General features: G+C 58.8%; 16 protein-coding genes and 4 tRNA genes. 5 read left to right on the top strand and 15 right to left on the bottom strand.

The annotated features are described in order from the left end of the window. Positions 1-10: 10 nt before the first annotated feature. Positions 11-958: a transposase gene (locus tag JUI81_RS20015; protein WP_204124871.1), complete on the bottom strand. Its 948-nt coding sequence runs from the start codon at positions 956-958 to the stop codon at positions 11-13. Positions 959-1,404: 446 nt separating this feature from the next. On the opposite strand from JUI81_RS20015, the gene JUI81_RS20010 reads away from it, so the two are divergent. Beyond that, entirely contained in the window at positions 1,405-1,806 is a 402-nt protein-coding gene (locus JUI81_RS20010; protein ID WP_204124870.1) for an EF-hand domain-containing protein, read from the top strand. Between the two features lie 184 nt (positions 1,807-1,990). On the opposite strand, the gene JUI81_RS20005 is transcribed toward JUI81_RS20010, so the two are convergent. The 7 genes from JUI81_RS20005 to rluD all read right to left on the bottom strand — a co-directional run bounded on the left by JUI81_RS20005 (position 1,991) and on the right by rluD (position 7,081). Beyond that, positions 1,991-2,067 (bottom strand) — tRNA-Pro (locus tag JUI81_RS20005). Positions 2,068-2,162: 95 nt separating this feature from the next. Beyond that, positions 2,163-2,238, bottom strand: a tRNA-Lys gene (locus JUI81_RS20000). Between the two features lie 5 nt (positions 2,239-2,243). Further along, positions 2,244-2,320, bottom strand: a tRNA-Pro gene (locus tag JUI81_RS19995). Between the two features lie 9 nt (positions 2,321-2,329). Further along, a tRNA-Asn gene (locus JUI81_RS19990) sits at positions 2,330-2,405 on the bottom strand. A gap of 299 nt (positions 2,406-2,704) precedes the next feature. Continuing rightward, positions 2,705-5,269, bottom strand: coding sequence for an ATP-dependent chaperone ClpB (gene clpB, locus JUI81_RS19985; protein WP_019581252.1), 2,565 nt, complete (start codon positions 5,267-5,269; stop codon positions 2,705-2,707). A 130-nt stretch (positions 5,270-5,399) separates the two neighbouring features. Further along, positions 5,400-6,122, bottom strand: coding sequence for a peptidoglycan editing factor PgeF (gene pgeF / locus JUI81_RS19980; RefSeq protein WP_204124869.1), 723 nt, complete (start codon positions 6,120-6,122; stop codon positions 5,400-5,402). After that, on the bottom strand, positions 6,119-7,081 hold the full coding sequence (rluD, locus tag JUI81_RS19975) for a 23S rRNA pseudouridine(1911/1915/1917) synthase RluD (protein WP_007901932.1): 963 nt from the start codon (positions 7,079-7,081) through the stop codon (positions 6,119-6,121). Before rluD ends, pgeF begins: the two co-directional genes overlap by 4 nt. 151 nt (positions 7,082-7,232) lie before the next feature. Here rluD and JUI81_RS19970 point away from each other — a divergent pair, with 151 nt between their 5' ends. The 4 genes from JUI81_RS19970 (at position 7,233) to JUI81_RS19955 (ending at position 11,541) form a co-directional block, all read left to right on the top strand. Further along, entirely contained in the window at positions 7,233-8,249 is a 1,017-nt protein-coding gene (locus JUI81_RS19970; protein ID WP_018925899.1) for an outer membrane protein assembly factor BamD, read from the top strand. Between the two features lie 136 nt (positions 8,250-8,385). Beyond that, complete coding sequence (locus JUI81_RS19965) at positions 8,386-8,619, top strand: PP0621 family protein (RefSeq protein ID WP_019581254.1); 234 nt, start codon at positions 8,386-8,388, stop codon at positions 8,617-8,619. After that, positions 8,609-10,198, top strand: coding sequence for a PAS domain-containing sensor histidine kinase (locus tag JUI81_RS19960; protein ID WP_096479530.1), 1,590 nt, complete (start codon positions 8,609-8,611; stop codon positions 10,196-10,198). The genes JUI81_RS19965 and JUI81_RS19960 overlap by 11 nt, the downstream gene beginning before the upstream one ends. Beyond that, positions 10,195-11,541, top strand: a complete 1,347-nt coding sequence (locus JUI81_RS19955) for a sigma-54 dependent transcriptional regulator (protein ID WP_019581256.1) — start codon at positions 10,195-10,197, stop codon at positions 11,539-11,541. The genes JUI81_RS19960 and JUI81_RS19955 overlap by 4 nt, the downstream gene beginning before the upstream one ends. A 19-nt stretch (positions 11,542-11,560) precedes the next feature. Here JUI81_RS19955 and thiO read toward each other — a convergent pair whose 3' ends face one another. Genes thiO through JUI81_RS19920 form a run of 7 tightly spaced genes read right to left on the bottom strand, consistent with a single transcriptional unit; the run spans position 11,561 to position 18,362 of the window. After that, positions 11,561-12,661, bottom strand: coding sequence for a glycine oxidase ThiO (gene thiO / locus JUI81_RS19950; RefSeq protein WP_204124868.1), 1,101 nt, complete (start codon positions 12,659-12,661; stop codon positions 11,561-11,563). Between the two features lie 56 nt (positions 12,662-12,717). Beyond that, positions 12,718-13,119 carry a type IV pilin protein gene (locus tag JUI81_RS19945; protein WP_019581258.1) on the bottom strand — a complete coding sequence of 134 codons (402 nt, stop codon included), beginning with the start codon at positions 13,117-13,119 and terminating at the stop codon, positions 12,718-12,720. 13 nt (positions 13,120-13,132) lie between these two features. Next, entirely contained in the window at positions 13,133-16,255 is a 3,123-nt protein-coding gene (locus JUI81_RS19940; protein ID WP_204124867.1) for a pilus assembly protein, read from the bottom strand. Then, positions 16,242-16,721, bottom strand: coding sequence for a PilX N-terminal domain-containing pilus assembly protein (locus tag JUI81_RS19935; protein ID WP_019581260.1), 480 nt, complete (start codon positions 16,719-16,721; stop codon positions 16,242-16,244). The genes JUI81_RS19940 and JUI81_RS19935 overlap by 14 nt, the downstream gene beginning before the upstream one ends. Positions 16,722-16,732: 11 nt before the next feature. After that, entirely contained in the window at positions 16,733-17,446 is a 714-nt protein-coding gene (locus JUI81_RS19930) for a PilW family protein (protein ID WP_019581261.1), read from the bottom strand. Further along, positions 17,443-17,892 (bottom strand): type IV pilus modification protein PilV, encoded by a 450-nt coding sequence (gene pilV, locus JUI81_RS19925; RefSeq protein WP_019581262.1) that lies wholly within the window; start codon positions 17,890-17,892, stop codon positions 17,443-17,445. Before pilV ends, JUI81_RS19930 begins: the two co-directional genes overlap by 4 nt. Next, positions 17,889-18,362: a GspH/FimT family pseudopilin gene (locus JUI81_RS19920; protein ID WP_019581263.1), complete on the bottom strand. Its 474-nt coding sequence runs from the start codon at positions 18,360-18,362 to the stop codon at positions 17,889-17,891. Before JUI81_RS19920 ends, pilV begins: the two co-directional genes overlap by 4 nt. Between the last annotated feature and the right edge of the window lie 11 nt (positions 18,363-18,373).

The raw sequence follows: 18,373 nt of genomic DNA, 5'->3' as shown, positions 1-18,373 counted from the left end.
GGGGAAACCCTCAACTCGCTTTCGGCTGGTATTCGCTCTGCCCCTTCAGTAGTGCGAATACGACCCGAGCAAGTTTACGGGCCAGAATCACCAGTGCCTGAGTGGTGCTGAACCCTTTAGCTCGTTGCTCTTCATAAAAACCTTTCCAGGTTGCTGTTCGGCTGGCCGACATGGCTGCATTGTGCAAAAGTCGGCGCGCCTCCGGATCACCTCGTTTTGTCAGACTGCGGCGACCGTCCTTCTGTCCCGACTGTGAAACCCGTAAATCCATCCCCAAAAAAGCGATGAATGCGTCAGCGTTTTTAAACTCGCCCCGTTGAAACGCCGCGATCAGGCGAGCTCCAGTCAAAAAGCCTATGCCTTCAACTTTCATGCAGCGCCTTAGATGGGCAAGTAAACCGGCCTCTTTAAGGAGGTCGTTGATCATCTTCTCGACCAGCACTTCAAGCCTCTGCATTGAGGCTATTTGCTCGGCAAAAGCGGTTTTGAGCAGCGGCTCATTTGCCCAGCTCTGTACCAGGCCAACTCGTGCCTGAACCAGCGCGGCGCGCCGGCGGAAAAGGCTCAAGAGCTGACGATACAGCGGCGATGGTGGAGTCCATGGGTGAAGCTCTTCATATTCGTTTTTCAGATAACGGGCGAGCAGCTTTGCATCCAGCGCGTCGGTTTTGGCGCGAACCTTCACACCTTTGCGGTAGTGGCTTAGTTCATAGCCACCGACCATGTAAATCGTGCAGCCGGCATCATGGGCCAGATCGGCGAATTCCAAGTGATAGATATTGGTCGACTCAATTGCTACGTCGACCGGTGCCGGCAAGGCTTTCAGCCATTTCTTGATGGCTGGCTTGTTATTGGGAAGCGTCTCCAGCAGATCCAGTTCGGTCTGGTAGATCACCAGTTCATCTTTGGCGACATCCACGCCCACGATTGGCTTGGAAACAGAAACCGACATTGCCATTGAACACCCCCCGAGATATGGTTTTGAGCACTTGAAGGGCTCACCCAGAGGCGCAGGCTTGTTCCTATCGTCGGTCTAGCCAGATGCATTCTTTATCGGCGCTTGGGTGAAAGGAGGAGGGGCGAAATCTCCCACGGATCTGTACTGCGCCAACAGTCAGAATCGAGCCTTGTCCCTCCTCCTCCCTTCAAGTACCAGCATACAAGCGTGGCTTGCCCGCGATGCAGGTGCCTCGGTCTAACCTGTGAACACTTCTGTGTCTCACTGTATCTCCCCCACGATTTCACCCCTTCGCTTACAAACTCCCTCCTTGCGCGACACAGTAGCGATACACCGCGCCCGCTAAATGGCCACACCCGAGCAAGGCATCGCCTGCTTCGGACATCGCCGCACTTGCGTGGCGTCCTTTATCGAACGGTTGTGTCGTGCAACCCAGGAGATTTGTAATGTCCCGTACCACTACTCTCAGCAAAAACACCGTTGGCCTGCTCGGCGCTGTCCTGGCCGGCGGCCTGATGTTGTCCGGTTCCGTATTTGCCGCACAGCCACTGACCCAGGGCTACATGGTCGCCTCCGCCGAAACTTCGGTAAAAACCCCAGAAGGCAAATGTGGCGAAGGCAAGTGCGGCGATGCCTCGATGGCCAAGACCGACACTGATGGCGATGGTCAGGTGTCCCGTGCGGAGTTCCTGACAGTGGCGCCCAAGGCAGACTTCGACAAGATCGACACCAACCACGATGGTCAAATCTCGGAGCAAGAGGCTTTCGATAACGTGAAAGCCAACTACGAAGCCAATGGCAAACAAATGCCAAAAGGCTTGTTCGAGCACCTGAAAGACAACAGCTGAGTCTGCGAAGACTTAGCCCTGAAGAGCCAAGCCCTGCTTTTCCACCGATGAGCAGGGCTTTTTTTGTCTGGCGGATTTACCGAAAGCACCGGCCCTGCCCTGCGCTTCGGTTGCACTGGAAGCAATCTGCATTTGTTCGAGGCAAAAAAAATCCCCGTATCTTTCGATACGAGGATTTTTAATATGGTCGGGGTAAGGGGATTCGAACTCCTGACATCCTGCTCCCAAAGCAGGCGCGCTACCGGACTGCGCTATACCCCGGTAAAAAAAAGGCACCTTTGAAAGGCGCCTTCTGCGAACAGAGCTTTTGGCGTCTGATCTTAAGATTCGATCCCAGCGTTAACTGGTTTCAAAAATGGTGGGTCGTGTGGGATTCGAACCTACGACCAATTGGTTAAAAGCCAACTGCTCTACCAACTGAGCTAACGACCCAAAAATGGTCGGGGTAAGGGGATTCGAACTCCTGACATCCTGCTCCCAAAGCAGGCGCGCTACCGGACTGCGCTATACCCCGGTTTGAAATTGGCTCCGTGACCAGGACTCGAACCTGGGACCCAATGATTAACAGTCATTTGCTCTACCGACTGAGCTATCACGGAACTACATATTTCAATTTACAACTGTGAAGCTTGCTTCACCTCTTCGACCCGTTCGCATCGCTGCGTTCGTGTGTCTGAGGCGCGCTATTCTACAATCTTAAGCACCTCTGTCAACCCCCTAAATTGCTTTCAAGTTAATGATTTGCAACTTATTTCAGATTCCTGCTTGGGGAGCAGAAACCCTTTCGGGGTGACTTACTGCGGGGCGCACTTTACAAGCATTTTCCTTTGAGTTCAACAGCCTATCGAAAAAAAGGCCTCGCAATGCGAGGCCTCTTTCATTTTGTTGCCACCGAGGATCAGGCAAAGACGATTTCGTCGTGCTCCACCACACCTTTGGCGGTCTCTCCGGGCATGAAACGACCCGATAGAATCAGCTGTGCCAGCGGGTTCTCGATCCAGCGCTGGATCGCCCGTTTGAGCGGCCGTGCGCCATAGACCGGGTCGTAACCGACGGCGATCAGCTTATCCATCGCTTCCGGACTCAGCTCAAGCTTCAGCTCGCGCTCGGTCAGACGGCTACGCAGGCGACCCAACTGGATCTCGGTAATGCCCGCGATCTGATCCCGAGCCAGCGGCTCGAAGATCACCACTTCGTCGACCCGGTTGATGAACTCCGGCCGGAAGTGCGTGGAAATCGCATCCATCACCGCTGCACGCTGCGCTTCGCGATCGCCTATCAGTTCCTGGATCTGTACCGAGCCCAGGTTGGAGGTCATGACGATCACGGTATTTTTGAAATCCACCGTGCGGCCATGGCTGTCGGTCAAACGGCCATCTTCGAGCACTTGCAGCAAGATGTTGAACACATCCGGGTGGGCCTTCTCGACCTCATCCAGGAGGATCACCGAGTAAGGCTTGCGACGCACCGCCTCGGTCAGGTAACCGCCCTCCTCATAGCCCACGTAGCCTGGTGGCGCGCCGATCAGACGAGCCACGGAATGTTTCTCCATGAACTCAGACATGTCGATCCGTACCATCGCCTCTTCAGTATCAAAGAGGAACTCGGCTAACGCCTTGCACAACTCGGTTTTACCGACACCGGTCGGGCCGAGGAACATGAACGAACCGCTCGGGCGATTCGGATCGGACAACCCCGCACGGGAACGCCGCACTGCGTTGGAGACGGCGATCACTGCTTCGTCCTGACCGATCACACGTTGGTGCAACAGGCTTTCCATCTTCATCAGTTTTTCGCGCTCGCCCTCGAGCATTTTCGCCACTGGGATGCCGGTCCACTTCGACACGACTTCAGCGATCTCTTCTTCAGTCACCTTGCTGCGCAACAACTGGTTTTCGCTTTTGCCGTGCTGGTCGACCATTTGCAGGCTGCGCTCCAGGTCCGGGATCACCCCGTATTGCAGCTCGGCCATGCGGTTCAGGTCGCCTTTACGGCGTGCGGCTTCCAGTTCCTGACGGGACTGTTCGATTTTCTGCTGGATTTGCGCCGAACCCTGGACCTCGGCTTTTTCCGAGTTCCAGATTTCTTCGAGGTCCGAATACTCACGCTCGTGACGGGCGATTTCTTCCTGCAGCTTTTCCAGACGTTTCTTCGCCGCGTCGTCGCTTTCTTTCTTCAGCGCCTGGGACTCCACCTTCAGCTGAATCAGGCGACGTTCCAGACGGTCCAGCACTTCCGGCTTGGAGTCGATTTCCATGCGGATGCGGCTGGCGGCTTCGTCGATCAGGTCGATCGCCTTGTCCGGCAACTGGCGGTCAGTGATGTAGCGATGACTGAGCTTGGCCGCGGCGATGATTGCACCGTCAGTGATTGCCACCTTGTGGTGAACTTCGTAGCGCTCTTTCAGACCACGCAGGATGGCGATGGTGTCTTCTTCGCTCGGCTCGTCCACCAAGACCTTCTGGAAACGCCGCTCGAGGGCCGCGTCCTTCTCTATATATTGGCGATACTCGTTGAGCGTGGTCGCACCGACGCAATGCAGCTCACCGCGAGCCAATGCCGGTTTGAGCATGTTGCCCGCATCCATCGAGCCTTCGCCCTTGCCCGCGCCGACCATGGTGTGCAATTCGTCGATGAACAGAATGATCTGCCCTTCCTGCTTCGACAGTTCGTTGAGCAGGGACTTGAGGCGTTCTTCGAACTCGCCGCGGTATTTGGCACCGGCAATCAATGCCCCCATGTCCAGGGACAAAAGGCGCCTACCTTTGAGACCGTCCGGCACCTCACCGTTGATGATGCGCTGAGCCAGGCCTTCGGCGATGGCGGTTTTACCCACGCCAGGTTCACCGATCAGCACCGGGTTGTTCTTGGTGCGGCGTTGCAGAACCTGAATGGTGCGGCGAATTTCATCGTCACGGCCGATCACCGGATCGAGCTTGCCCTCTTCGGCGCGCTTGGTCAGGTCGATGGTGTATTTATCCAGCGCCTGGCGTGATTCTTCCTGGTTGGCGTCATTGACCGCCTCACCGCCGCGCAGATTGTTGATCGCGTTTTCCAGCGCCTTTTTGCTCACTCCCTGGCCGAGCAGCAATTTGCCGAGCTTGCTGTTCTCGTCCATCGCGGCGAGTAGCACCAGTTCGCTGGAGATGAATTGGTCACCCTTCTGCTGGGCCAGGCGATCGGCCTGGTTGAGCAGGCGTGCCAGATCCTGCGACATGTTCACGTCGCCGGTCGGGTTCTGGATTTTCGGCAGCTGATCGAGCGCTTTGGTCAGTTCTTTACGCAGGCTGTTGACGTCGAAACCCACCTGCATCAGCAGGGGTTTGATCGAACCACCCTGCTGTTCAAGCATGGCCTGCATCAAATGCGCCGGTTCAATGGCCGGATGATCGAGGCCGACAGCCAGGGACTGGGCGTCGGACAAGGCTAACTGTAGCTTGCTGGTTAAACGGTCTATACGCATGGGTTCACCTTCCTTTTGAGCAGGCCGGACCTATAAACATCCCGAATAAAGAAACCTGCCAGATACCGCTATAGATGTGGTCGATTCTGGGAGATTCAAGCGTCGTGGAGTTGATGCAGATCAGAGAAGTCTAGCGTTCGAGCCAGATCAGAGAGGCAAACCGGCCGGTGCGAGGACTGCGGCGGTAAGAAAAGAAACGTGGATCGGTCACTGTGCAGAAACCACCGCCATAAACAGCGGTGACACCGCGAGCGGCCAGACGCAAACGCGCCAGCTCATAGATATCAGCCATGAATTTGCCAGCATTGTGGCTCGGCACAAAGGCGTTAGCGGTTTCAGGCAATTGCTGGACGAAGGTTTCGCGCACTTCCGGGCCGACTTCAAAGGCTTGAGGGCCAATGGCCGGGCCAAGCCAGACCAGTACGTCTTCGGGCGGTACAGCCAGACTGTCGAGGGTTGCTTCCAGCACACCCGCCGCCAGCCCGCGCCAACCGGCATGAGCGGCAGCGACGCGGGTGCCGGCACGGTCGCAAAACAGCGCAGGAAGGCAGTCGGCGGTCATCGCTGTGCAAGCGATACCGGGTGTTGCCGTCCAGCTGGCGTCGGCAGTGGCTACCAGGCTTGGGTCCGCTTGGGCCACGACAATGCCGTGAACCTGTTGCAACCAGGCCGGTTGAATCGAGAAACGATCGGTGAGGCGACGGCGGTTTTCGGCGACAGCTTCAGGGCTGTCGTCGACATGATCGCCCAGGTTGAGGCTGTCGAACGGCGCCAGACTGACGCCGCCCGCACGGGTGGTAACGCAGGCTTTGACGCTGGCCGGCGCGGGCCAGTCAGGCGTCAACCAGGTCATCCGATGAACGCCTCGCGGTCTTGCTTGAGCAGCGACAGCAACCAGACGAAGTCATCCGGCAGTGGCGACTCCCAGCTCATTCGTTTACCGGTGGTCGGATGATCCAGCTCCAGGAACCGCGCATGCAGCGCCTGACGCGGGAAATTCTTCAGGGATTCGACCATGGTCACGCTGGCGGCCGGTGGAATACGGAAACGACCGCCGTAGGCAGGATCTCCGACCAACGGGTAGTTGATGTGCGCCATGTGCACGCGAATCTGGTGCGTACGACCGGTTTCCAGCTTCACTCGCACATGAGTGTGGGAGCGGAAACGCTCGAGCACGCGGTAGTGACTGACGGCTTGCTTGCCACCTTCCATCACCGCCATGCGCTGGCGCTGCTGGCCGTGACGACCGATCGGTGCATTGATCTTGCCGCCGGCCGTCACCACACCGATTACGATGCACTCGTAGATCCGGCTGACGCTGCGGCTCTGCAATTGAGTGACCAGCTGTGTCTGCGCCTGAATGGTCTTGGCCACCACCATCAGACCGGTGGTGTCCTTGTCCAGGCGATGCACGATACCGGCGCGGGGCACATTGATGATGTCCGGCACGTGGTGCAGCAAGGCGTTGAGCAAGGTGCCGTCGGCGTGACCAGCGGCCGGATGCACCACCAGGCCCGCAGGCTTGTTGATCACCAGGATGTCGTCGTCTTCATAGACGATGTCCAGCTCAATGTCTTGAGCGATCCATTCGCCCTGAGCTTCCTGCTCGGCAGTCAGTTCAAGAATGGCGCCACCGTGAACGATGTCTCGCGGGCGGATAACCGCCCCATCCACAGTCAGGCGGCCGTCTTTGATCCAGGCGGAAAGGCGCGAGCGCGAGTGCTCAGCGAATAATTGTGCGGCGACTTGATCGAGGCGTTGGCCGCCCAATTCGGACGGCACCTCTGCGCGAAGTTCAATTTTATCGGACATGCTCAGACTAGGCGTCGGCACAGCCTTTGGTTTCGGCTGCGCGCTTGTGGTTAAATACGGCGTCTTTTGCCCCGAGGCTTTTCAACGGGGCACTCATCATAACAGGACGGCCCCGCCCAAGACAGCGGCCGTCATAGGGACGCAAGCCGCCATGCAAGTGAAACACCTGCTGCTGATCGCCATCCTCGCATTGACCGCTGCTTGCTCATCGAAGGAAGTCGTAGACGAAAACCTGAGCGAAGTCGAGCTGTACCAGCAGGCTCAGCACGATCTGGACAACAATAGCTACACCGCCGCCACAGCCAAGCTGAAGGCCCTGGAGTCGCGTTATCCGTTCGGTCGCTATGCCGATCAGGCTCAACTCGAGCTCATCTACGCCAACTACAAGAACTCCGAGCCTGAGGCTGCGAAGTCCGCCGCCGAGCGATTCATTCGTCTGCACCCGCAGCACCCGAACGTCGATTACGCCTACTACCTCAAGGGTCTGACCTCTTTTGACCAGGACGTCGGCCTGCTGGCGCGCTTCCTGCCACTGGACATGACCAAGCGTGACCCGGGCGCTGCCCGCGACTCCTACAACGAGTTCGCCCAGCTGACCAGCCGCTACCCGAACAGCCGCTACGCGCCGGACGCCAAGCAGCGCATGATTTACCTGCGCAACCTGCTGGCGGCCTATGAAATCCACGTTGCCGACTACTACCTGACCCGTCAGGCCTACGTTGCCGCCGCCAACCGTGGCCGTTATGTAGTGGAAAACTTCCAGGAAACCCCATCGGTCGGCGACGGCCTGGCGGTGATGACCGAAGCCTACCAGCGTCTGCACCTGGACGAACTGGCTGCGACCAGCCTCGAAACCCTGAAACTCAACTACCCGAACCACCCGAGCCTGGTGGACGGTCAGTTCGTGCCATCGGTAGCCGAAGCCGACAATCGTTCGTGGCTGAGCAAGGCCACCCTGGGCCTGATCGAATCCCGTCCGCCACTGCCGCCGGGCGAAACCCGCGCCAACCAGGACGTGCAGAAGCAGTTCCAGGATGCCAAGGACGCGATTCCGAACGAGCTCAAGCCTAAAGATGAAAACGGCGATGTGATCGAAGAACCGGAACCCGAGTCCAGCAACACCGACCGTTCCTGGTTCAGTCACATGACCTTCGGTCTGTTCGACTGACGCGGGGATGTTGTACCGGGAAGGCGCCTTTCGAGGCGCCTTTTTTATTGCCGGACTTTAGGGTGAGTGTATTGCGCTGTGCGCTTGACCCGTCCTTGGCTAAACTGCCAATTCATTAATCAAAAAGCAGCTCACCATGCTTCGTCTATTGTTCTGGATCGCCCTGATTGCCGCTGCCGTATGGTTCTGGCGCAAGTTCAAGGGCCCGACGTCGGTCGCCAATATGCCGCGCGAGCAAGATGCTCCGCCCATGGTTCGCTGTGCTCATTGCGGCGTACACCTGCCCCGCGACCGCGCGTTGAAACTCGAACAACAGTGGTATTGCAGCCAGGCTCACCTTGAGCAAGGCCCGGGCCCCAGTGATCGCTGAGACGCCCAGCCCAAGCAACAAACAGGCCCAGCGACTGCTGCGCCTCTATCACCTCTACCGCTTAAGCGTCGGCATCACCCTGGTGCTGTTGATCTCCAGCAACATGGACAACCAGTTGCTGAAGTTCGCCAATGACGACCTGCTGCGCAACGGCAGCTGGTTGTACCTGGTGCTGAATATCCTGCTGGTGGTCTTTCTGGGGAACACCCAGCGCCCCGCGCAGCTGTTCGGCCTGGCGCTGGTCGATGTCCTGCTGCTGTGCGGCTTGTTCTATGCCGCAGGCGGCATGGCCAGCGCCATCGGCAATTTGCTGATCGTCTCAGTGGCCATCAGCAATACCTTGCTGCGCGGGCGTATCGGTCTGCTGATCGCAGCGGTCGGTGCCCTTGGCATCGTGGGTTTTAGCTTCATCCTGAGCTTCAACCACCCCGCCAGCCCCAGTGATTACCTGCAAATCGGCACCCTCGGCGCCCTGTGTTTTGCCGCGGCGCTGCTGGTGCAGGGCTTGACCCGACGACTGGAGGTCAGTGAAACCCTGGCCGAACAGCGGGCCAGTGAAGTGCTCGGTCTCGAAGCCCTCAACGCACTGATCCTGCAACGCATGCGCACGGGCATTCTGGTGCTCGACAACCAGCGGCGGGTGCAACTGGCCAATCACAGCGCCTTGACCTTGCTGGGGCAGGAAAAACTGGACGGCCAGTTGATCGACGATTACTCGATGCCGTTGGTCGAGCGGCTCCAACTGTGGCTCAACAATCCAACATTGCGCCCGCAAAGCCTGCAGATCGCCAGCAACGGCCTCGAGCTGCAACCAAGCTTCATTGCCCTGGACCAAAGCCCGCACCACCAGACGCTGGTTTTTCTCGAAGACCTCGCCCAAATCGCCCAACAGGCCCAACAACTGAAACTCGCCGCCCTAGGTCGCCTGACCGCCGGGATTGCCCATGAGATCCGCAATCCACTGGGCGCCATTAGTCATGCCGCGCAGTTACTGCAGGAATCCGAGGAACTGAACGGTGCGGACCGGCGTCTGACGCAGATTATTCAAAACCACTCTCAGCGCATGAATCGGGTAATCGAAAACGTCCTGCAACTATCCCGTCGTCAGCAAACCGTGCCGCAACGGCTCGATTTGAAGCCGTGGCTGGAGCATTTCGTCGCCGAAACCCGCGAGGGCTCGAAAGAACATCAGCAGATTCACCTGCGCATCGGCTTGGGAAACTTCAAAACCCTGATGGATCCGAATCAGCTGACCCAGATTCTCGATAACCTGTTGCGCAATGCCTGGCGCCATAGCGCCCTCAAGCATGATCAGGCACAGGCCTGGCTTGAGTTGTTTATCGACCCGGACAGCCAGTTGCCGACCCTTGAAGTGCTCGATGATGGCCCCGGCGTCGAGCCGGAGCAGCGCACGCACTTGTTCGAACCGTTCTTCACCACCAGCAGCCAGGGTACTGGCCTGGGGCTTTATCTGTCCCGTGAGCTGTGCGAAAGCAATCAAGCCCGCCTAGACTTCAAATCACGCCAAGGCGGCGGCTGCTTTCGCATCACCTTTGCTCACGGACGGAAACAAAGTTGAACACGAGCCCACGGCAAAAAATCCTCATCGTCGACGACGAGCCGGATATCCGCGAACTCCTGGAAATCACCCTGGGACGGATGAAACTCGACACCTTCAGCGCACGCAACCTCGCAGAAGCGCAGGCGCTGCTGGCACAGGATACGTTCGACCTGTGCCTGACTGACATGCGCCTGCCTGACGGCACCGGACTGGCGCTGGTACAACACATCCAGCAGCGCTATGCGCAAGTGCCGGTGGCGATGATCACCGCCTACGGCAGCCTGGAGACCGCTATAAATGCCCTCAAGGCCGGCGCCTTCGACTTTCTGACCAAACCGGTCGACCTCACCCGCCTGCGTGAGCTGGTCATCAGCGCCCTGAGCTTGCCAGCGCCAGGCGGCGCCAGCAGCGCCATCGACCGTCGGCTGCTGGGCGACTCGCTGCCAATGCGCAACCTGCGCAAACAAATCGACAAACTGGCCCGCAGCCAAGCCCCGGTCTACATCAGTGGCGAGTCCGGTAGCGGCAAGGAACTGGTCGCTCGACTTATCCACGACCAAGGCCCGCGCGCCAGCCGACCGTTCGTCCCGGTGAACTGTGGGGCAATCCCGTCGGAATTGATGGAAAGCGAGTTTTTCGGCCATCGCAAAGGCAGTTTCAGCGGCGCCATCGAAGACAAGCCTGGGCTGTTCCAGGCTGCCCATGGCGGTACTTTGTTCCTCGACGAAGTGGCTGACCTACCGCTGGCAATGCAGGTCAAACTGCTGCGGGCCATACAGGAGAAAGCCGTTCGCAGCATCGGTGGCCAGCAGGAAACCGTGGTCGATGTGCGCATCCTCTGCGCCACTCACAAAGACCTCGATGCCGAAGTCGCCGCCGAACGCTTTCGCCAGGACCTGTACTACCGCCTGAACGTGATCGAGCTGCGAGTACCGTCCTTGCGCGAACGCCGCGACGACATTGAGCTTCTGGCCAACAATATGCTCAAGCGACTGGCGGCCAGCACTGGCCAGCCCCCCGCAAAACTCCACCCACAAGCCCTCGAAGCGCTGAAAAACTATCGCTTTCCTGGAAACGTGCGGGAATTGGAGAACATGCTCGAACGGGCTCACACCTTGTGCGAGAACAAACAGATCGAAGCCAGCGACCTGCGCCTGGCGGAAGGCAACTGCAATCCGGACGGCGGCGTGCCAGACCTGACACAGATCGACAATCTGGAAGCCTATCTGGAAAACGTCGAACGCAAACTCATCCTCCAGGCCCTGGAAGAAACCCGCTGGAACCGCACGGCGGCGGCCCAGCGATTGAATCTGTCATTTCGGTCGATGCGTTACAGGCTGAAGAAATTGGGGCTGGATTGAACCGTTAACAGCTCTTCTGTCAGATTCGTCCGGCTGGCACATACGGCGCAGGGTCAATAATCGGCGCCCGCCCCAGCATCACATCGGCAAACAACTGACACGACGCCGGCGCCAGCACCAGCCCGTTACGGTAATGCCCGCAGTTGAGCCAGAGCCCGTCATATCCCGGCACCCGACCGATATAAGGAATTCCTTCAGGCGACCCCGGCCGCAACCCCGCCCAATGCCCCACCACCTCGGCATCCGCCAATGCCGGAATCAACTCCACCGCCGATGCCTTCAGGCTTTCCAGCGCCGTGTCGGTTGGCGTCTTGTCGAAGCCCTCATGCTCCAGCGTACTGCCGACCAGGATGTGCCCATCGCGCCGGGGAATGGCATAACGCCCCTTGGCCAGGACCATGCTCGGAAGGAAGTCCGCTGCGCACTTGTAGAGAATCATCTGTCCCTTGACCGGTTCGACCGGCAGCTCCAGGCCCAGCTTTTTCAGCAAGTCACCGCTCCAGGCCCCCGCTGTCAAAACCACCTCATCACCCCGAATGGCCCCCATCGAGGTCTGTACCCCGACCACCACAGAACCCTCCCGGATAAATTCGCTGACCTCGCATTGTTCATGGATCGTCACGTTCGGCAACGCCAGCAAGGCGGCCTTGAGGGACTTCACCAGCCGTGGATTACGCACATTGGCCACATCGGCCATGTAGATCGCCCGCGAAAAACCGGCGCCCAATACCGGCACTGCATCGTGGGCCGCAGAGATATCCACAGCCCGCAGCGGACGGTTCTCCCGTTCGGCCCAGGCGAGTGCTTCGGCCTCGTCATCCAGGTCCAGCCAATACAACCCGGTGGTGTGCACTTCAGGATCGACACCGGTGGCAGCGAACAAACGCTGGGCCAGCTGTGGATAAAAATCCTGGGACCAATGAGCCAGTGCAGTGACCGCAGGGCTGTAGCGCCATGGGTAGAGCGGTGAAACGATCCCGCCACCGGCCCAGGAAGATTCCTGACCGACGTTCGAGCGGTCCAGCAGCACCACGCTCTGCACTTCGGACGCGAGATTGAACGCCGTCAGCAGGCCAATCACCCCGCCACCGACAATCACCACTTGCTGTTGACTGCTCATGTTCTGATCCAACCGTTCAATAGACAGAGAGCGCAAAAGGCGCCCGAAAAAGGAACTCAGCGACCCCAGCAATCCTTGGTGGCCAGGCCGGACGCGGCATTGACCATACTCCTGACACCGGTATTGGTGAGAGTGAAATCACCGCACTTGTCGCTGGCCATGGTCGAACCGGCCTTGCGTGTTGCCGTCAGCAGGAAGGTCTGATCGGTCAGGGTCGGGGTGATGGTGTAGAAATCATTGCCAGCGCTGAGGCCAGTGGCATTGGTGTAGACATTATTCTTCGAATAGAAACGCTCGAGGATCTGCGCCTGCTCGGAAAGCAACCCGGCGACTTCAGTACGGCGGCCCTTTTTTACGTACTCGGTGAGGCTCGGATAGCCAATGGTGATGACGATCCCAATGATCGCAATCACGATCATGATTTCGATCAGGGTAAAACCTCGGTTGGATCTGCGCATGCCTCACTCTCACTTACTGTATTTGTCGCCACATGATGCGACGGCCGCTGCCGCCACCGGATTTTTCCACCAGAGTGGTCACGCCACCACCGGAGTCGTTCACAATCTTGCGGGTTGCGTCATTGACGACCGCGTTCAGGGTCGGGATACCACCGGTGAAGATCACCCCGCTGGAAATCGTGTCGTTGCCGTCGACCACCCCGTCGGCATTGGTGTCGAGTACCGCGTAATTGAGCATCTTACCGCTGAACGCATCGAGTTCGACCAGTTTGCCGGTACCGAAGCTGGCACAGGGGTCCACGGTATCCACGCTGAGCGTGGTAAATACAATTCGCCCTGATACCAGACTGGCCTGATAGATCACCCGCTCCCCCGTCAGCACGTTGTTGTATACCAGGGGCAGGTACCAGCCTTTCTTGGCCGGGTAGGTCACCTCGTTCTGGCTGGTGGTGATGAATTGCCCGCTACTGCCCGAAAACACGCCGGTCACCGCCTGCGCCTGCAAACTGGAAACGGTGATTTGTCCTGCGCCCCCCTCGGCATCCCATACCGCGTAGAACGCCTGTAGATCCTTATTGGTCTTGTCGGCAACCTCATTGAATTTGCCGGTGCCGAAAAACACCTCCTTGCCGCCCAACACGTGATCCGCCAGCAACGGTTGCGCGGTAATCGGCTGGGTCGCGCCACCTGCAGTGGTGAACAACGGCTTGCCGGAAAACGCCACGCCCCAGGTGTCAGGGGTGGTGCCACTCAAATCGAACTTCCACAACCGCCCTTTCAGATCGCCCCCGTAGGCAGCCTGCACCACATTCTGCGAGTTGACCCTGAGCTTCACCGACGAAAGGCCGTTGGTGGTTTCGGTACTGTCGACCACGATTTTCTTGATCAGCGAGCCGTCGCGAATATCCACCACATACAACGCTGCCACCCCGGAGTTGCTGCCATAGCCGTTGGAGATAAACGCGGCCCAGCGACCATCGGCCAAGCGTGCCACTTCGGGGCGCGCATAGGCATAACCCAGATCATTGAAAACGTTCGCTGTATTGGCCGTGGCCGGCGCACTGACTTCCCACAGTGCTTTAGTTTCATTACCAGCCGATGCGTCGAACAATTGCAGCGCATAGAAGGTTTTGCCGCCCGCCCCCGTTCCGCCAATCGCCAGGGTTTTCCAGGCGCTGTTGAGCTGAGCATCGAACACGCCGACCTGGCCATCGACCAGAAACTTGTGGCTCACACCGTTGATGTAAGCGGGATCGGCGATGTCGTTCAGCGATGGCAGCACGCTGGAGGGCATGTAGGCATAACGCCTGACACCGTTGGCCGAGTTGATGATGTTTACAAAACCGTCGTTGGCATTCACCACCAGGCTGGCATTCATGTTGGCGGCTTTGGTGGTCAGGTAAGTGCTGTAGCTGGTGTCTGCCACCAGATCGGACGCGGTTTTGTCCGTGGGTGAGGCCAGCACGAGTGGCGAATTGATGATGTCGCCGAGCAATACACTGCGAACTTTCAGCCCGGTTTTGTTGATGCCCTTGCTCCACTCCACCAGATCGTTGCCGTTGATGCCAGTAGGCAGCCCCTGGTTGAGGGCGGTCTGCTGCGCCGCAGAGAAATTGCTGTAAGCCAGGGTGACCGCCGCGTTGGTTTGCGTGTTCCAGGACTGGTAGGTCGGCGCAGTAGCGCCTGGCACGATGGTGGTGTCGGTCGTCCACAGCACAGCGGCGGTGTTAACCGCGCCCGCCGACGTGAAACCAAAGGACTTGATCGTACCCCGCCAGTCCTTGGGATCGTAGCTGGTCTGGAAATAGCTCGAGTCGCTGGTCAGGGTCGTGCCGCTGGCCACGCCACTGCCACCTGAGCCGGCCTTGGAAGTGATGTCGCTCAGGGCGGCAGACAGTGCATTGTTAAGTCCCGCACTGTCGTTCGCCTGGTAATACTTGCCCTGCCCATAGGTCGCGGCATCCGCCAACATCTGGTTTGCAGCGGTGAAACCCACGGTATAGGTGTTCATGTTCTGCTTGGGAAAATCCAGGGCGTTCCAGCTTTTACCCGCGGCATCGGTTCCCGTGGAACGCATGTCGATATCGAAGGCGAACTTGGCAATGTCATCCAGGTACAGGGTGTCGCCCTCATCGTCGCCTGAAGGGTCAGCACCATCGTTACTGCTGATCCCGTCCCAGTTTGGTAACCGGCTGCCTCCCAGTGGGTCGTCGGTCGGAAAGGTTCGGTCGTAGGTCGGCAGACCATCGGTGATCACCACCCCGTAGTTTTTCTGGCAACGGTACTGAATCGGACTGGTATAGGTGTCGGGCGTCGAGTTGTTGTACGGCGCCATGCCACGGAAATAACGAGTGATCTCGTAATAGGCTTCCGCCAGCGGCGTATTGGCTTGCGCGCTCAGCTCGTCGATCCCGGCGATCAGTGAGGTGTAATTGGTATCGGCCTGAGCCTGGGTCACAGTGCCGCTGACCGCCGATAAATCGCTGATCGAGCGGGCGATGTAACCGCCGTCATTCTTATGGTTACCGACCGCCAGGTTGAACGTCGACAGGCCGATGCGTAGCGAACGGTTATTGGCCACCAACGTCTTGGAAACGTTGCGCGCCACGTTCATCCGGTAATCGTTGGGGATCGAGCCGTCGGTGAAGTCCCGGTCAGTGTTGTTGGCCAGGCTAATCAGGTAGGACAAATAATTCGCCGTATACCGCGTGTCCTCGCTTCCCACCGGATCGGGAAGCTTCAGGCAAAGCGAATCCAGACCGAGAAGGCTGTTTTTATAAAAACCGTACCATCCGGCCTTCGAGCATGTTCCATGATTCAAACTCGACAAGGCGATATTGTTATCGGTCATGTCCAGGTCGCGGCCTTTGTTGCACGAACCATTGGAGAGGCAAATCGTCACCGGGGTGCGTACGACCGTCGGGTCGAAGCCGGCTGCCCAGAAAATGTTGTTCATACTCCCCGAGTCATCGAGCAGCAGCATCACATTGGGAGGCACGGCGGCGGCGCTCAACAGCGGAGAATCCGAGGGCGTGAAGGCGTAGGTCGGCGCGGCCAAGTAAAGGCTCAAGGCCGCGCCGCAGAGCAGCTGCAGTAACCAACGGCGCCAGCCTGTGCGGGTCTCAGTACTTCGCATAAATACTCTCCACCACACTGCGCGAACTGCCCGCGATACCCACGGCGGTCACCCGGTAAAGTGTTGCCGATGTGTTACTCGGCACGTTCACGGCCGTCAGGGTGGTACCGATGTTCTGCACTCCGTAAAAGCCGTTGCCGACGGCGATCCAGCTCACCCCCGAGGTGGAGTTGAACCCGGCGGCGGTAATGACCGACGCCTCGGCCGGTGGTGCGCACTGGCTGGTGCCACTGCAGACCGGCAATGAGTAGGAGTTCAGTTGCACCGCGCTTTCACCAACCCGCAACGCCGCTTCCGCGCCCTGGAACGACTGGTTGCGCAGGATCACGCTGCTGGTCATTTTCTCCTGCAACGTGGCGCTCTGCATCGACGAGAGACCGATCAATGTCAGCACCAGGAGAAACACCAGGCTGACCAGCAGCGCCATGCCGCGCTGGGCGTGAGATGTCATGGGCGCACGACTCATCGGCCCTCCCCTCATTGCAACCGGTTGCGCAAGGCGGCAACTACGTTGAAGGTTTGATTGCGGACCCGGTTGTTCGGGTCGGTGAGGGTCAGCGTCAGCCGCACACTGCGGATTCGCGCCGGATCGGACGGATTACTGCTGTAACTGGAGGCGGCTGTATCCGTGGCTGAACTGGCGATGCCGAAGCTCACGCCAAAGGCACTGACGTTGTTTACCAGCACCGCCTGAGTCGGCGTGCCAGTGCCGGAGCCCATCAGCAGTTGGTTGTTGCTGAAGCTGTAGACCAGCCGCCGGATCGGAAACGCCAACTGCCCCGATGCCGGCGTGCGTAAACCGGTGTAGGCCGTCGCAGTATTTCGGCAGTCGGAAACCACCGTCCAAGTCGGCACTCCGCCACTGCCGCCGACATCTGCGGTGACCAGAGTTAATTTGAGATTGGCATTGTCCCAACTGATCGGCGTGAGCAGGCTGGCATTGAAATCCCCCGCCGAGCTGGCGTCGGTAATCGTACCCAGGCAACCGAACATGCCGACCATGCGAATTTCCTGAATCATCTTGCTCAGGACGAACCGCGCATCTTCCTGCATCCCGGCGGCGGTGTTCTGGCTGACGTAGGTGTTTTTGGCGGCGATGAAAATCTGCGCCACGCCCAGGACCACGATCAGGCTCAACGCCAGGGCGATCAGCAATTCGATCAGGCCGAAACCTCTGCTGTTTCTGTTCATGGTGTCGTCACCGGATCAACGGTGGCACGGCTGGTGAGGACGAAACTGCGGCGCGAATCGGCGACATTGGCAGCCCGGGAGTCGTCCCAGGTAATGGTGATGGTGTACACCCGCTGGTAGCGGACAATGCTGCCGGTGGCCGTGGCGCCGCCGAAATTGACGATATTGGTGGTGAAGTCGTAGAGGTCCTGATCCCGGGCCACGCTCAGGTTGCCCGAGGTCGGTGGCGTGACGGTGTAATCGGCGCCGGAGTTGGCGCGAATGCGGTCCATCATGTCGTAGGCGATAAAACTCGCCTGGCTGGTCATCCGTGAGCTGTCGGTGTACTTCAGCGCATTGAGCTGAATCGCCGCCGCGCCCAACAGACCCACAGCCAGCACCAACAACGCGACCAGTACCTCGATCAGCGTCATGCCCTCCTGTGCACGCTTGCTCCAACCCCTCATCCGCAACTTCCACCCAATAGAATTCGTCCGTTCAAACACACATTCAGCGTCCTGCTTTGCGCCCCCAGCACATAACTGATCACCACCGCCGTGGACGGCGCTGCCAAGCCGCCGAGATTGTTGAAATCAATCGCGGTCACTCCTGAGGTTAGCGTCAGAGTTGCTCCGCTGCTCATCGCTGGAACAACCCGCAATACATTGGCCGGATTGCCAGTACTGTCATAAACGCTCAGCTCACCGGTCCAGACACTGCCGCCGGCCGTCGGGCGAACCCGAGTGGTGAGGCCCCGATCAATCGCCTCAAGCCGTGCGTAATTGAGTGCCCGTTGCAAATCGCCGACCTCGGTGTCGGCCTTGTTGCTTTGCACCGAGCGGGTGAACGCCGGAACGGCCAGTGTAATCAGGATCAGAAACACCGCGAGCGTGACCAGCAGCTCGATCAGCGTGAAACCTTTTGTACGATGATCCATCAGTGCCCTCC

Source organism: Pseudomonas sp. 008 (assembly GCF_016861935.1).
GTDB lineage: Bacteria > Pseudomonadota > Gammaproteobacteria > Pseudomonadales > Pseudomonadaceae > Aquipseudomonas.
This window is presented reverse-complemented; position numbering and strand designations above follow the sequence as displayed.